This is a genomic window from Pseudoalteromonas phenolica (assembly GCF_005886345.1).
Lineage (GTDB): Bacteria > Pseudomonadota > Gammaproteobacteria > Enterobacterales > Alteromonadaceae > Pseudoalteromonas > Pseudoalteromonas phenolica_A.
The window spans coordinates 114,923-131,675 of record NZ_PNEC01000013.1; the positions used below are offsets into that span (position 1 = coordinate 114,923).

Genomic DNA, 16,753 nt, shown 5'->3' on the forward strand with positions numbered 1-16,753 from the left:
TTTTCCTTATCGCGGTTTACGCGACTAGCTTTGCCAGTGTAGAATGCACTCGACTATACTTATGGTCAAACAATCTCTCACATTTATTACAATTTGTTTATGGAGACAGTTCCGTGCAAGACTACGTTCTCTGGTATCAAGAGTTAGGTATGCAAGATGTACCTCGAGTGGGTGGCAAAAATGCGTCACTTGGGGAAATGATTTCAAACCTAGCAAACGCTGGTGTACAAGTACCAGGCGGATTCGCTACAACCGCCGAAGCCTTCAATGAATTTTTAGAGCAATCAGGCTTAAACGAAAAAATTCACAAAATCCTAGACACATTAGACGTTGATGACGTTAACACCCTAGCTAAAGTGGGTGCTGATATTCGTCAATGGATCATCGATACACCTTTCCAACCAGAACTAGATAAAGCTATTCGCGACGCATATAACACGCTCCATGGTGATGCATCAGCAGATGTTTCTTTCGCAGTTCGTTCATCTGCAACTGCAGAAGATATGCCTGACGCTTCGTTTGCTGGTCAACAAGAAACATTCTTAAATGTTCGTGGTATTGACGCTGTCATGGTTGCAATCAAACACGTATTTGCATCGTTATTCAATGATCGTGCAATTTCTTATCGTGTGCACCAAGGTTATGACCACCGTGGCGTTGCGCTATCGGCAGGTATACAACGCATGGTTCGTTCAGACAAAGCATCTTCAGGTGTAATGTTCAGTATCGATACTGAATCAGGTTTTGAAGATGTAGTATTTGTAACATCAAGCTATGGTCTTGGTGAAATGGTTGTGCAGGGTGCTGTAAACCCTGATGAATTTTATGTTCATAAACCAACTTTGGCCAAAGGTAAACCTTCTGTAGTTAGAAGAAACTTAGGTTCTAAAGCAATTCAAATGGTTTATTCAAGTGATGAATCACATGGTAAGCAAGTTGAAATTGTTGATATGGAGCCTGAATTATCAAATCGTTTTTCAATTACAGATGAAGAAGTACAAGAACTAGCAAAGCAAGCTGTAATTATTGAAAAACATTATGGCCGTCCGATGGATATCGAATGGGCTAAAGATGGTAATGACGGTAAACTTTATATCGTTCAAGCACGTCCAGAAACAGTGCGCTCGAATGAAGACGCAAATGTGATGGAGCGTTTCCAACTTAAAGCACAATCTAATGTTATTGCAGAAGGTCGTGCTATTGGTCACAAAATTGGTTCTGGCGTTGTAAGAGTTCTTAACTCAATCGACGAGATGGACAAAGTTCAAGTTGGTGATGTATTAGTTACTGATATGACAGATCCAGATTGGGAACCAATCATGAAACGTGCAGCTGCGATCGTTACAAACCGTGGTGGTCGTACATGTCACGCAGCAATCATTGCTCGTGAACTTGGCATTCCAGCTGTAGTTGGTTGTGGTAACGCAACAGACTTAATCACTAATAACCAAGAAGTAACAGTTTCTTGTGCTGAAGGTGATACAGGCTATATCTACGAAGGCAAGCTTGATTATGAAGTAATTACTTCTGAAATTGACTCTATGCCTGATTTACCAATGAAAATTATGATGAATGTTGGTAATCCAGACCGTGCGTTCGACTTTGCTAAATTACCACATGCTGGTATTGGTCTTGCACGCTTAGAGTTTATTATCAACCGAATGATTGGTATTCACCCTAAAGCTTTAATCAACTTTGATACTCAACCAGCTGATTTACAAGCTGAAATCAAAGAAATGATCGCAGGTTATGCTTCTCCAGTTGAATTCTATATCGAGAAACTAGTTGAAGGTATTGCAACTTTAGGTTCAGCATTTGCGCCAGAGCGCGTCATTGTTCGTATGTCAGACTTCAAGTCAAATGAATATGCGAACTTGGTCGGCGGTCAGCAATATGAGCCGGAAGAAGAAAACCCAATGATTGGTTTCCGCGGCGCGTCTCGTTATATTTCTGAAGATTTCCGTGAATGTTTTGCTCTAGAATGTGAAGCTATTAAACGTGTAAGAAATGGCATGGACTTAACGAATGTTGAGATCATGATACCATTTGTTCGTACATTAGAAGAAGCAGCTCAAGTAATACAATTACTTGAAGAGCATGGCTTAAAACGTGGTGAAAATGGCTTAAAAGTAATCATGATGTGTGAATTACCATCAAATGCATTACTTGCAGAAGAGTTCCTAGAATACTTCGACGGTTTCTCTATTGGTTCTAACGATTTAACTCAGTTAACATTAGGTCTTGACCGTGATTCTGGTTTAATCGCACACCTATTCGATGAAAGAAATCCTGCAATTAAGAAGCTTTTATCTATGGCTATTCAAACTGCTAAAGCCAAAGGTAAATATGTTGGTATCTGCGGCCAAGGTCCTTCAGATCATGAAGATTTTGCTGCCTGGCTTGTTGAACAAGGTATTGATTCTGTATCTTTGAATCCTGATACAGTGTTAGAAACTTGGTTGTATTTAGCAGATAAACTTAAAGCAAACTAATTGAAAAGCCGGCAATTGCCGGCTTTTTTCATTTTACTTTGTCTAATCTGTAACAAACATTTCTAAAAATTCGCTGTAATTTCTTCAAATAGATTCTAGCTTTAGGGTAATAAAAAGAAAAACACATTAGAGCAGCCAAACCAAATATGATTGAAGGACCAGGCACAACAAAAAAGATTATTGCTAATATTACAAATAGACAACCTAAACTCAAAGTAAGAAATTTCTTCATAACAGCCTCCTGTATTAAATAATAACAAGTTAAATATAATTTTCTGTTTCTAACTGTAACAAAGAATATAAAACTCAATTTTCTTAACATTCTACCGTGATACAATAGAGTCATAAGTAATAAGTGAAAACCGTCATGATTGCTCAAATTTCTCAACAAGATAACGCAAATGAATTAATCAATAGCTATATAGATAAGCTTAAAAGTTCAGGTTTTACTGGTGATCTTGATACCAGTTATGCAACACGTATTGTTAATTCAACTGATAACAGTATTTATCAAGAAGTCCCTCAAGCTGTCGTTTTTCCTAAATCAAATAAAGATATACAAATAGCACTTCAAACAGCCAACCAAGATCCATTTTTGTCTTTAACATTTGGACCAAGAGGTGGAGGCACAGGCACTAATGGGCAATCACTTACACCCGGCATTATTCTAGATTTATCACGACATATGCGTGAAATTATAGAAATAAATGAGGAAGAAAAATGGGTCAAAGTTCAAGCAGGTGTGATTAAAGATCAGTTAAATGATTTTTTAAGACCCTATGGATATTTCTTCGCTCCAGATTTATCAACGAGTAATAGAGCGACAATAGGCGGCATGATAAATACCGATGCTTCTGGCCAAGGTTCGTTAGTATATGGTAAAACCAGTGATCATGTTTTAGGCTTAAAATCATACTTGGTAGATGGCACCGAATTAAACACAAGTAAAATTACTAAAGAACAAGCTGAGTTATTAGCAGAACAACAAGCAAGTACGTCATCTGTATATAAGCAAGTACTAACTTCTTGCGAAAATAACAGAGAATTAATTCTACAGAAATTCCCAAGACTCAATCGTTTTTTAACTGGTTACGATTTAGAAAATGTTTTCAATAACGATTTATCTACATTTGATTTATCAAGAGTAATAACTGGAAGTGAGGGCTCACTTGCGGTAGTTACAGAAGCAAAACTTAATATTACACCTATTGCACCATTTAAAACTTTAATAAATATAAAATATGATAGTTTTGATTCTGCACTTCGTAATTCACCATTTTTAGTTGATGCAGAAGCAACATCAGTAGAAACCGTAGATAGTAAAGTTCTTAATCTAGCAAAAGAAGATATTATCTGGCATTCAGTTTCAGACCTTATTCAAGATGTACCTAACAAAGAAATGTTGGGTTTAAACATGGTTGAATTCAATGGAGAAACCGAAAATGAAATGGATGACAAAATTAAAAATCTTTGTGACAAACTTGACGCACTTATCGAAAATAAACAAGCGGGTGTTATCGGTTATCAACTAACAAATGACAAATCTGAAATTCTTAAAATTTATGCTATGCGTAAAAAAGCTGTTGGTTTACTTGGTAATACAAAAGGAAAACAAAAGCCTCTCGCTTTCGCTGAAGATACAGCCGTTCCACCTGAAAATTTAGCAGACTTCATCTCGGAATTTAGATCATTGCTTGATAGCCATAATCTTCATTATGGAATGTTCGGTCATGTTGATGCAGGTGTATTACATGTTAGGCCAGCACTCGATATGTGTGATCCTGAGCAAGAAAAGCTACTTAGAAAAATCTCTGATCAAGTCGTATCACTTACAGCTAAATATAATGGTTTGATGTGGGGCGAGCATGGTAAGGGCTATCGCAGTGAATATGGTCCTGAATTTTTTGGTGAAAAACTTTTTAACGAACTTAGAAAAATAAAAGCAGTTTTCGATAAAAATAATAGACTAAACCCTGGAAAAATTTGCACGCCAATAGAAAGTAAAAACTCACTTGTTTCAGTTGATGGACAAAAAAGAAGTTGGTTTGATCGCAAAATAGATGTCACTGTTAAAGACAGTTTTGAAAATGCGATGAATTGTAATGGTAATGGACTGTGTTTTAATTATGATGATGACACACCAATGTGTCCATCTTATAAAGTTACCAAAGATAGACGACATTCACCAAAAGGGCGAGCATCATTATTTAGAGAGTGGTTAAGAATTCAAGAAGAGCAGGGCGTTAATCTACTCGAAGTTGAAAAACAGTTAATTAATAAAGAAAATGATACTACCTGGTGGGAAAGGTACCGAAACTCTGGTTCGAATAATTATGACTTTAACCATGAAGTCAAAGAAGCGATGGATGAATGCTTGGCTTGTAAAGCATGTTCTTCAGCATGCCCAATTAAAGTAGATGTTCCTACATTTAGATCACGATTCTTAAATTTCTATCACAGTATTTATTTACGACCAGCTAAAGATTTGCTCGTAGGAAATGTTGAAGCAACTGCGCCACTTATGGCTAAATTTCCTAGGCTAAATAATTTTATTGTAAACAATTTCCCTGGAAAACAATTCATTAATAATATAATTGGCTACGTAGATACACCTAACTTGAGTGTACCTACAATATCTGAACGCATAAAAACGAAAAACAAATTTGATTTCGAAAAAGTTAATTTACTTTCTGAATCTGAAAAAAATAATTCAGTTTTAATCGTACAAGATCCGTTTACTAGTTTCTATGAAGCAGAACTTGTTGCAGCAACGATTAAACTTATCGAAGCATTAGGAAAAAACGTTTTTGTTCTGCCGTTTGTTCCAAATGGCAAACCTCAACACGTTAAAGGTTTTCTTAAAGAATTTAAAACGACTGCAAAAAATTCAAGCCAGTTTCTGAATCAAGTTGCAGAATTAAACATTCCTATGATTGGTTTAGATGCGTCTTTAGTAATGGTATATAGAGACGAATATAAAACAATTTTAAACTCTGAAGATAGAGGTCGTTTTGAAGTTAAACTTGCACATGAGTTGTTCGAATCATTTGATTTTAGCGGGCTAAAAATAAACAGTAAAAATAGCTTTACTTTATTGTCACACTGTACAGAAACAACAGCAATGCCGTCAGCATCAAAAATTTGGAAAAATATTTTTTCTCAGATAGGTTTGGAATTAAACACACCTACAACTGGTTGTTGTGGTATGGCGGGCACATATGGACATGAAAAGCAAAATTATGAAAAGTCTAAGTTATTGTATGAATCTTCTTGGAAAAAGAAGATAGAAAATGAACAAATAGAGACTATTTTGTCGACCGGTTTTTCATGCCGCTCACAAGTTAAACGATTTGAAGGTAAAAAGCCACTTCATCCAATTGAATTTATTGCTTCTAAACTTTAAGTATATGAACAATGTGGTTGATTTATTTCAACCACTTTAAATTTAACATAATTAAATATTAGCTATTACAAAGTTCGCTTAGAACCTGACTTGGCACGATCTGACACATTTGTTTGAATATAAATTTGGTCAGTAGTGGCAATTTTTGAATGCCCAAGATCTTCAGATAAATGTTTCAGTGGTCGATGTTTTGCATCATGCGTTGCACCAGTATGGCGAAGCCAATGAGATGTAGCTGCTTTAAGTTGCTCTGATTCATCATCGAATCCATCTTTGTCCAATTTTTCGATTGCAAGATCAAAACTTTCTTGAACAATTCTCCTGATCTGCCTGACATTCATACCACCTTGGCCGCGTAATTTATGAAGGATAGGGGATGGATCATCTGCACGAGGTAAAGCTTCGAATCCTCTATGAATACGGTATCTTTTTAAATACTCTAAAAATTCTTCGCTCAGAGTGACATCTCTTAGTTTGTTACCTTTACCCATTACACGCAAAAACCAATAATTATCTGAATCTTGCCAAAAATGACTCATAACTGGTGACCATTGAGGCCTGTCTGATAATTCTGAAATTCTAAGATATAAACCTTTCAAACAAGCTAAGGTGAATAAATTCCTTTCAAATTTCGGCTCTTTTTCACATTTATCTTTTGTAACACCGAAGACATATTCCCATTGAAGATCACTTAAAGTATCAGGTATATTGATTTGAGATTGCACAACTAAATATGGAGAATTTTTTTTCACTACAGGCACATAGTTAAAAGCTGATTTTTCTTCTAATTGTGCAAATTTATAAAATACATTTAGCGCAGTAAACATGGCTGCAAGCGTTTGTTGACTGACACCATTTTCTTTTTCTATAAAAGGACGCCATTTTTCATTAATGTATTTTACGCCGTCTTTGTCTTTAAACCGCCATTGTACAGAATTTGTTGACCAAGCTTTTTCAGGTTTTACCATGAAATCAACGTAGGCCTCTATGTCTTCGCGCTTTAAATTGAAAACTGATGATTTTGTAAAATACCAAGACCATAGATAGAGTCGTTCAATTTCATTTCGAAAACGATTAAATGTGGCTTCAGATTTTCTTCCGTAAACATATAAAAACTTTAATAAAAATTCATAATCTGAAATTATAAAATCATGTTTAGAGTTTAACGCTGTAATTTTAGATTCTAACTGTGGATATTCAGTTTTAAGAGTAGCATCTTCAACATGCGCAATCATATATCTTAATTGCTTAACAGTATCAACTAACGGGAAAATCATTTTAAGTCCGATATTGGTTAGTATTGGACATAGTTTAGAGATTTAGAGAGGCTATGTAAACTAAAGTTTTTAACCCAAAGTGCTCTTAAATATATAAACATTATAATTTAACATAACGTAAATTATAAGAAATTAACTATAGTTGAGTTAAATGGTAAAATTTGTCTTCACTTACTAGTTGGCCTATAAAAATGAATGAACAAACCTTTTGGGAAATTTTAGAAAAAGTAAATCAATCTCCAGAGGAACCAAATGAATCACTGAAATCCACTTTAGCTAAATTAACAAGCAATGATATCGAAGTTTTTGATGCAATTTATACAGAAAAGCTTAAGAAACTTTGGCATTGGGATTATTGGGCAGTCGCATTTATTATATGTGGTTGTAATACAGAATATGATTTTTTGGATTTTTGTAATTGGTGTTTAGTACAAGGAAAAGAATTTAATATAAAACTTACTAGTAAACCTGATGACCTGTTCGATTATAATTACCCAATAAAAGACAGTTTACCTTACCCATATATTGATGAATTTGATTTGGTACCTGGTTTATTATTTGAAGATTTAACTGGTAAAGAACTCCCATATCATCAAGTAGTTAACTTTCAACCTAAGGGAAAAAGGTTTAAAAACAAACCTAAATCCCTTAAAGAGTGCTATCCGAATTTATTTAATAAATTTTGGAAAAAGAATTAATCTATAATAATTCTTAACATTCTTCTTAATGGTTCAGCTGCTCCCCAAAGTAGCTGATCACCCACAGTAAATGCACTAATATATTTCGGACCCATCGTTAGTTTTCTAATACGTCCGACTGGTATATCTAATGTGCCAGTTACTTTTACTGGTGTTAATTCTTCTGCTGTAATATCTCTATCATTTGGAATAACACGAACCCATTCATTATGAGTTGCAAGAATGCTTTCGATCTCTTCGACGCTTAAGTCTTCTCTTAATTTAATGGTCATTGCTTGTGAATGACAACGCATTGCACCTATTCTTACACATAATCCATCAATTGGAATTGGTGAGCGACTTGAACCTAAAATTTTATTTGCTTCAACTTGCGCTTTCCACTCTTCTTTTGATTGACCAGAATCCATTGGCACATCAATCCACGGAATTAAGCTTCCAGCTAAAGGTACACCAAATTGATCTTTAGGAAGAGAGTCAGATTTTATTTTCTCAGCAACCAGCTTATCTATTTCAAGAATTGCTGAACTTGGATCATCTAACAGTGCTTTAACTTCTGAATTAATTTCACCCATTTGCGTGATTAATTCACGCATATTACGCGCACCAGCACCAGAAGCTGCTTGGTAAGTCATTGGAGAAACCCATTCAATTAAGTCACGTTCGAATAGACCACCAAGTGCTAACAACATCAAAGAAACAGTACAATTACCACCAACAAAAGTCTTAACGCCCTGCTCTAAACCTTGCTTAATCACATCATTATTGACTGGATCTAAAACAATTATACTGTCGCTTTCCATTCTTAGTGCAGAAGCAGCATCGATCCAAAAACCAGCCCAGCCTGATTCTCTTAAATGAGGATAAACTGATTTTGTATAATCACCACCTTGGCAAGAAATAATGATGTCCATTTCAGACAAAGCAGAGACATCATTTGCATTGAGTAATGGTTTTGGAGTACCAGCAAAATCGGGCCCTAATTGACCAGTTTGAGAAGTTGTAAAAAAATGCGCTTCAATCTTATCAAAATCACTTTCTTGCTGCATACGCTCCATTAATACGGAGCCAACCATACCACGCCAACCAACGAGTCCTACTTTATTCATAGTCTTTTACCTTGTATCAAATTATTTAGATTCATTGCGTGAGTCTAGACGTCTAAAACTAACAAAAATCAACAAATAGCACTAGCTTTATCTTGTTAAATTTAAAAACTTTCATCTGTCTTACTTTTAATGTAATCAGTAAGATGTGTTCTCGATGAATTTAAAAAAAAGCCCACTCACTTTGGTGGGCTTACTGATACTTTTTAGTTCAGATTAGAATTCCATTGAAACATCTAAGCTGATCTGTTGAGCCATTTCTTTCTCACGGATCACAACGTTATTTTGCTGTACTTCAAAGTTCTGACCTAATAGATTCTTCACTTTAAAAGTAACTGTTGTATTAAAGTTCGGATAATAACTATAAACTAGGTCTAATGAATTGATCGGCTGCTCGTAAGCATCATCAAAATCATTAACACCTGCCGCTAAAATACGATCGCCAAATACATTATAAATTACTGATGCCTGATGATTACCATTATGTGAATCATAGTTAAGTTGGAAGTTAGCTACATACTTAGAATGACCTGTCATTCTACGCTTGAGATTTGTCAGGTCTCCCTTGTCTGCTTCTAATATTTCAACTTCAGAATCACTTAAAGTTACGTTACCTGATGTAAATATAGCACCACCTAGTGCATCAGCAGATAATTCAAGCAACCACTCAGCTTCAATACCATAAACAAAAGCTGTATCAGCATTGTCGAACTCTAGAGTGAAACGACCATCCGCTTCTGTTAACAATGCTTCAATTGGTTTATCTATGTCTTTATAGAAGGCGCCGATTGAATAATTGTCACCATTTTCCATATAAAACTCAGCTCTGAAATCAAAGTTATCTAAGTAACTTGATTCAAGCGTTGGATTACCGAGTGTACGATAATCTGTTAATGGGTCTTGGTACTGAACTGGTGTTAATTCACGCAAGTCTGGACGAACAATAGTTTGACCATAACCAAATCGCAATTGATAAGACTTTTCGCTATATGTGACAGAGAATGAACCAAAATAATCGTCTTCCATCACACTCGCTTGTTGAATAGCTTCTTCGCTAAGTTTGTCTGCAAGCAATGCTGGATCAAAAATTGAGCGAGAATATGCCAGAGCTACCTGACGGAAATCTTCATAACGAACACCACCAGAGAAGCGCCACTTTTCGCCCATTAGATAATCAAAGCTACCAAAATAAGCATCTATTTTCTGAGCAGCTAAATAGTCATCAGCAGCTGGCTCTTGGAAAAGAAGCTCAACATCAGTCATATCGACAGTTGAATCAACTCTGAAATAAGAACCTATGCCTAAAGCTTGAGAAGGCGTGTCTGCAAGTGAAAGGCTTTCATTTTGACCAAAGCGATATTTTAAGAAATCAGTTCGGTAATCACGCGTTTTATCGACAAAGAAAGCACCACCTTTAAGCTCTAACTCAGAGCTATCAAAGTAAAAAGCTTTACTTGCGTTCCAACCAAAGTTCTCTACTTCATCTTCCATCGCTACGTAACGGTATAAATAAGGATTACCGCCTGAACTTCCCGTATAAACTGTTTCTGAGTATTGACCATTTACGTATAAATCACGTACAGATACTTCTAATTCACTTGGAATATCAGTCGTTGCGGTTGAATCTGTGTAGTGCCAATCTACACCGACACCATCAAGTAATGACCAAGTTAAATTATGAGTACCTCTTAGCTGAAGAATTTCAAGCTCACGTTGTTCAAAAGAAGTCAGGTTTTTACGTGTAACTTGTCCACTTTCTATACTTAATGACTTTGATGGTTCTTGATACATTGCATATGACGCTTCATTCTCAGTGTCACGCAGCATCATGTAACCTGCATTAATATCGTGTCCATCAAGTTTGTAACCAACATTTAATGAGGCATTTAGTTTAATGTTGTTCTTGGTAGTCTGCTTTTCTTCTTTTGCAGAATAACAAGTGAAAGTATCTTTACTACACTCTAGTTCCTCAGTGTCTTTTGTTGCCAAAACCGAGTTGAACTCTGTGCTATTAGACCACTCATTATCATAGGCAACAGAAGTTAAGAAACCTAGTTGTCCACCAAAACCAAATAGATCATCGAAACGATCACCAAACACAACTTTTGCACCGAAGTCAGGGTCAATACTTTTTTCGACCATACCGAAATCACGTGGTAAAGCTTTAATTAAACCTTTATTAAGCGCAATTGCGGCTTCTTGACCTATGTCTGAACCCTGCGTTTTAGATTCAACTTGACGAATATTACGAACAGATAAATCAGATAAACCGTTTATATAGGTATTTAATGCCATTTGGATTTCTGCTGGCATTTGGCGAAGACCGTCGTCTTTCCCTAACCAGTCATCATCACTGCCATTATAAACAAGGCCTGTATCATTAGTATCTTTGTATGCTCCACCAACTTCGATTTTAAAAACACGATCTGATGGGATACTTTTAGTACGAATATTTACATCACCACCACCAAATGCAGCTGGCATATCTGGTGAGTAGGCTTTTTGTACTGCAAGTGATTCAATAATACTAGAAGGGAAAATATCGAGTGGGATAACATTACGAGTCAAATCAGGACTTGGTACAATTGCACCATTTAAACGTACACTTGAATAACGTTCACCCAAGCCACGCACATAGATAAATTTATCGTTTACTAAGCTTAAACCTGTTACACGACGAAGTGCAGATGCAGCATCACTATCACCAGTTCTAGAAATTTGTTCAGAACCCATGATATCTGCAACGAACGCTTGATTTTTACGTTCTTCAATAACAGCGCTTGCACTTCCTTTAAGACGACTACCAACAGCAACAACTTCTTCAATTTCTTGAGCAGTTTCATCTGCAGCGAAGACTTGTGATGCTGGTGCCAATAAAGAAAGTAAAGATAAGGTAATTAGATTTGCCTTAAATTGCTTTATTGGTTTCATTTTTAATTCCTCTAAACCAAATTGATTCAACAAGGGCGCAAAAGTGCGCCCTATCAGTTTATTTCGTGGTTTAGATTAGTTTTTACGTGCCATTGACGCTTTTACAAACTCAACCCACTCGTCACTAGCACCTTCACCGATTGCACCGATAAATGCAACATCGTCAAAGAATGAGTTATCTGCATTTAATTTTGCAGACTCGATTGCAACCGCATTACCATCTTTATCAGTAATTGTGCCTTTCGTTGTTACACCATCTTCAGCGATTACATTTGAGAAATCGGCAAAGCCGATAAGCTTGTTCATTTCACCTGCTAAGAACCACTGCTCGATGTCAAAACCTGCTAATTCACCAGTAAGTTCAGTGTTAATTTCTTCGAAGTTTAAACCACAAGCGAAGATAGAGTTTGAGAACGAAATGTCACCAGCTTTCGCGTTTGCGTGAACACCCGCTTCATGTGATTGGTCTCTATCATTAAATAGGTCGAAACAACCTGCACCAGATTGAGTAGAAGAGTTAACAAATAGCATATTTACTAATTTCGCTTTGCCCCACTCTTTCATTTCCATACCAGCACCAGTGTTCTTACGTGCTTCAGCATCAACCTTACCATTAGTAACAACAGTTGCGTTTGCAATAGTTGGGAAAGAAACAGAAGTTACTAATTCAGAATCTGCACTTGGTGCTTTCTTAGCACCATCAGTTTCAAAACCGTGGTTACCATGTTCTTTTGAATGAACTAAAATGAACTGGCCATTACCTTTCCAACCCTCATCCCAGTCAATACCATCATCTACTGATTCAGTGATTACAATGTGCTTAATATCTACAGAGCCACCGAATAACTCGATACCATCATCAGCACCATTGTGTACATGGATGTATTCAATCTCAGTACCTGAACCAACTGCGTTAAGCGTTAGACCATTTAGTTCATTATCTGGTGTTACTTCGTAACCAGCGTATTTGATAACAACATGCTTTAACGTACCGCTGTCGTCAGCTGCATCATTACCACCGTAGTAAGAAACGATACCTTCTGCTTTATGGTTACACTGGCCAGCTTCAGCATCAGCTTTAGCACAACGAATTGATTGGCCCATACCGTTAATTTGAATACCGCCCCAGTCACCAATTTGTGCAGTCGTTGAATCATCACCGTCAATGTCGCTGATACTTGTAAATACGATAGGCTTATCAATCTCACCAATTGCTTCTATGTTTGCACCACGTGCAATACGGATAAAGCTTTCTGGCTTAGTAAAGGCAATGTTTACACCCGCTTCGATTGTTAGAGTAGGACCGTTAACATCAATAACGCCGCCTTTTGATGTGTCTACATCTGCACCGATGAATAGTTCACCTTCAAAAATGTGTGCACCGCCATCTGGTAAAGCAGGGATTAAGAAAGAAGCAGTTATATCTTTTGCGTTACTTGCGAATGCTTGGCTATAAACACAATTTTTATTTGCGTCATCTGGCTTACCCTTAAAATCAACACCATCCATTGTGTATGACGCACATTCAATTGCAGTGGTTGGAGGTGTTGTAGTACCGCCACCATTATTTCCTGAGTTATCTGAACCTGTATTGTTCGTAACATTGCTTGTTGAGTTATCAACACGGTTATCATTTGTTGTTGGTGTTACGTTGATATCACCGCCGCCACAACCAGCAAGTACAAGTGCAGAAGTAATTAAGCTAGCTTTAAAAAACCCAGAAAGTTTCATTTTAATCTCCAAAATTATAATAAGTCGTTATAAGCGCAAAAAAGCTTGGTGCATAAAGTAATGGAGATTTGTTACTGTTGGGTTACATAAAATATAAAGTTAAATGACAGTATTAATACAGTTTGATTAAGGGCAATAAATATTATGTTGTATTATAAAATAGAAAAAGCCGCTCCAGCTATACTGAACGCGGCTTTGGTGTTGCGATTTTTTATACTATAAAAGTGCTTTTTTTAAACTTTCTGAATGTAGTTTTTCTTTCTCAACAAACTTAATCCATTGTTTGGCTAATCTAGCTGATTTTTTGTGTTTTTCAGCCTGCTCAAAAGCAATAATGGAAGCATCAAAATTCTCTAAGTTATATTGTGCCATACCAAGTGCAACATATGCGTTGGATTCAAAATTTAAATCGCCTTTATCAAGGGCTTCTCTGGCATAATCAGCTGCGTCCTCAAATCTTTCTAGATTTAAATACACCTCAGCTAACCTTTGAGCATAATTACCATGCTTCACTTTGCTTGTTGCCTTTTTAAAATGAGGAATAGACTTTTCATCTTCCTTTGCTTGCACAAAAGCTTCAGCTATGAAAGCCTGGTTCTTTGCGGAGTCTTCAATCTTCCCGTTTGCAATTCCTTGCTTCAAAGCCTCAGCAGCTTTAAAGTTCAAACCGTTATACATATAGACTTGAGCCAACTGCATTATTTCGTTTTTAGATTGAATAAAGCCTTGCTGCTTGGCAGCCTCAAGTATTGCCAGTTGCTTTTTACTTTCTCCCACTTCCCCGTACATACCACCAAGTTGCACCCAATACTCAGGTTTGTTAAAAATCTTAACCATTTTTTCTAGTACAACGACAACTTGCTCAGGTTTGTTTAGTGAGTAGTAAAGCGCACGTTGTAAAACTAGCCAGTTCTCCTTTGGCAGCTCATTTTTACTTTCAGATAAATTAATCGCTACGTTTATGCTCTCTAAAGCTTGGTCGTACTGTTTTTGTAAGTAATGCGCGTTGGCTCGTAAGACATAATAGCTATTTGCAATCGGCTTAGTATTACCACTTTTCCACTTATCAAGATAAGTGATTACTTTCGTATAATCATTGTTAGCCATAGCAAGCTGGGCCAAACTAAAAGTAGTAGATTGCCTCAAAGATTCAGGAATTTGTTCTTCTGAAATCACTTTCTCAAATGATTCAATCGCCTTATCTAACTGATTTTCGTTATAGTAAATAAAGCCATAGAAGTTATACATCATTGCAACTTCATAAGCATTCATGCTACTTGATCTGGCTTTAATATTATCTAAGGCTTCTAGCCCTTCTTGAACATTACCTTCATCAGCCAGTTTTTGAGCTCTCGCTAATTGGCTGTACACTTTGTTTCTAAGTGCCGGTACTCGCTTAGTTTTAGTTTCAGCATAGACTGTATTAATACCAGTTAAGGGAGTAACCGATAACAAACTTGGCAAAACAGACGCTGATAAAACAATACTAACGGTTAAAGTTAACTTTCTAATATTCATTATATTTCCTCGCAACACTCACAAAACCTAACCATTAATTTGGAAAGAGATTTTGTTTTGAACACCGGCCACTTCAACCGCTTCGCCGTTTACAACACGCGGTTTGTATTTAAATTTCAGCGCAGCATCTAAAGCAGCTCTATCAAAAATACTTTGAGGCTCTGCTGTAATCACCTTAGGCTCTCTGACTGTGCCTTGTTTAGTCACAATGAACTCAACAATGACATAACCTTCAATGCCACGTGAAAGTGCACGTCTAGGGTATACAGGTGCTACTTTTACAATTGGAAGATACTCACCATCGCTTGACTCTAGTGCCAAACCACCGCCTAAATCTACATCAGCCTGAACATCTGCACTGAAGTCGAAATCAGCGCCTGCAGCATCTAAATTGTTTGCCTGCATTTGAGGTGCTTCCATAGGTGGAGGTGGCTCTTTAGGTGTCGGTGGCTTTTGTGGCTTTCGCTCTTTCTTTTGTACAGTTTCTTCTTTCTTTAACCTTACAAAGTCAAGTACTTGCCCCTTTGCTGGATCAGTCATCACGCCTTCACCGCTTTGGATCAAAGCCTGCATCCCTAAAAATAGGAAAAAGGTGATCGTAGCGGCAATCAGTAAAGCGGTTAAATAACGCATCTTTGCTCCTATGATTCCTGTGCAGCAATCGATACATCAAACGCACCCGCAGCGCGTGAAGCATCCATTACCTTGATTAACAACTCTGTTGTGGCTTTTTTATCTGCCTGAATAACTACACTACCCTGAGGATTCTCCGCTTTTAGTCGTTCGATGTTCGCCTGTACAGCACGAATATCAATTTGACGTTTATTAATCCAAATTTCACCTTTATCAGAAATCGCAACTAAGATATTTGCACGCTGCTTTTTAACTGCAGTTGCAGCCTCTGGGCGGTTGACATCTATACCCGCTTCTTTTACGAAAGAAGCTGTAACGATGAAGAAAATTAGCATGATGAATACAACATCAAGCATTGGCGTCATGTTGATTTCTTCTGCTTCTTCTTCTTGAAAAACTTTTGCTAATGGTGCTCTCATAATTCTTTACCTCGTGTTACTTAGTGATCTAGCAACAATTTATCTTCTAACAACTCAACTTCACGTTTCGCTTTGCGCTGTAAAAATGTCACAGCAAATACACCTGAAAGTGCACCGACCATACCGGCCATGGTTGGAATAGTGGCTTTAGACACACCCGCAGCCATTGAACGAGCGCTACCTGTGCCTGTGATGGCCATTACGTTGAATACCTCAATCATGCCTGTTACTGTGCCTAACAGACCCAATAAAGGACATAAAGCAACCATGACACCAATGTATGGCAGGTTTGTATTTAACTTAATCCCAATACGTGAAATCTGAGCTTGTTTAATTTGTTCCGCATTCCAGCTATTACGCTCTGAACGTGCTTTCCAGCTAGCGATTACCTCTTTGCGCTGTTGACGGTATAGACCGAATAGATAAATAAAGCGCTCTAAAATAAGTAACCACATTGCGAAGATAAGGACACCGATGACCAGGAGTACCTGGCCACCTGTATCTAGAAAGCTGCGTAGTGCGTTAATTGCATCTAGCAATAAAACCAC

The 16,753-nt window shown here is 37.0% G+C and carries 11 protein-coding genes; 3 read left to right on the plus strand and 8 right to left on the minus strand.

All coding sequences use genetic code 11. The features are described from left to right. Positions 1-113: 113 nt before the first annotated feature. On the plus strand, positions 114-2,492 hold the full coding sequence (ppsA, locus tag CWB72_RS06990; RefSeq protein ID WP_138630189.1) for a phosphoenolpyruvate synthase: 2,379 nt from the start codon (positions 114-116) through the stop codon (positions 2,490-2,492). A gap of 367 nt (positions 2,493-2,859) precedes the next feature. Further along, a complete protein-coding gene (gene ydiJ, locus CWB72_RS07000) occupies positions 2,860-5,895 on the plus strand; it encodes a D-2-hydroxyglutarate dehydrogenase YdiJ (protein WP_138630191.1) in 3,036 nt (1,011 codons plus the stop codon). A gap of 65 nt (positions 5,896-5,960) precedes the next feature. Here ydiJ and CWB72_RS07005 read toward each other — a convergent pair whose 3' ends face one another. Beyond that, positions 5,961-7,172, minus strand: coding sequence for a tyrosine-type recombinase/integrase (locus CWB72_RS07005; protein WP_138630192.1), 1,212 nt, complete (start codon positions 7,170-7,172; stop codon positions 5,961-5,963). A 191-nt stretch (positions 7,173-7,363) separates the two neighbouring features. Here CWB72_RS07005 and CWB72_RS07010 point away from each other — a divergent pair, with 191 nt between their 5' ends. Then, positions 7,364-7,870, plus strand: a complete 507-nt coding sequence (locus tag CWB72_RS07010) for a DUF4240 domain-containing protein (RefSeq protein WP_138630194.1) — start codon at positions 7,364-7,366, stop codon at positions 7,868-7,870. Here the strand turns inward: CWB72_RS07010 and asd are convergent. The 7 genes from asd to CWB72_RS07045 all read right to left on the minus strand — a co-directional run bounded on the left by asd (position 7,867) and on the right by CWB72_RS07045 (position 16,753). Beyond that, entirely contained in the window at positions 7,867-8,976 is a 1,110-nt protein-coding gene (gene asd, locus CWB72_RS07015) for an aspartate-semialdehyde dehydrogenase (protein ID WP_138566542.1), read from the minus strand. The genes CWB72_RS07010 and asd overlap by 4 nt on opposite strands. 213 nt (positions 8,977-9,189) lie before the next feature. Beyond that, a complete protein-coding gene (locus CWB72_RS07020; protein WP_138630196.1) occupies positions 9,190-11,904 on the minus strand; it encodes a TonB-dependent receptor plug domain-containing protein in 2,715 nt (904 codons plus the stop codon). A 75-nt stretch (positions 11,905-11,979) separates the two neighbouring features. Then, positions 11,980-13,635 (minus strand): hypothetical protein, encoded by a 1,656-nt coding sequence (locus CWB72_RS07025; protein ID WP_138630198.1) that lies wholly within the window; start codon positions 13,633-13,635, stop codon positions 11,980-11,982. A 216-nt stretch (positions 13,636-13,851) separates the two neighbouring features. Beyond that, positions 13,852-15,153 carry a tetratricopeptide repeat protein gene (locus CWB72_RS07030; RefSeq protein ID WP_138630200.1) on the minus strand — a complete coding sequence of 434 codons (1,302 nt, stop codon included), beginning with the start codon at positions 15,151-15,153 and terminating at the stop codon, positions 13,852-13,854. Between the two features lie 27 nt (positions 15,154-15,180). Beyond that, a complete protein-coding gene (locus CWB72_RS07035; protein WP_138630202.1) occupies positions 15,181-15,786 on the minus strand; it encodes an energy transducer TonB in 606 nt (201 codons plus the stop codon). Positions 15,787-15,794: 8 nt separating this feature from the next. Further along, on the minus strand, positions 15,795-16,205 hold the full coding sequence (locus tag CWB72_RS07040; RefSeq protein ID WP_058032525.1) for an ExbD/TolR family protein: 411 nt from the start codon (positions 16,203-16,205) through the stop codon (positions 15,795-15,797). 20 nt (positions 16,206-16,225) lie between these two features. Beyond that, positions 16,226-16,753: a MotA/TolQ/ExbB proton channel family protein gene (locus CWB72_RS07045; RefSeq protein WP_058032524.1), complete on the minus strand. Its 528-nt coding sequence runs from the start codon at positions 16,751-16,753 to the stop codon at positions 16,226-16,228.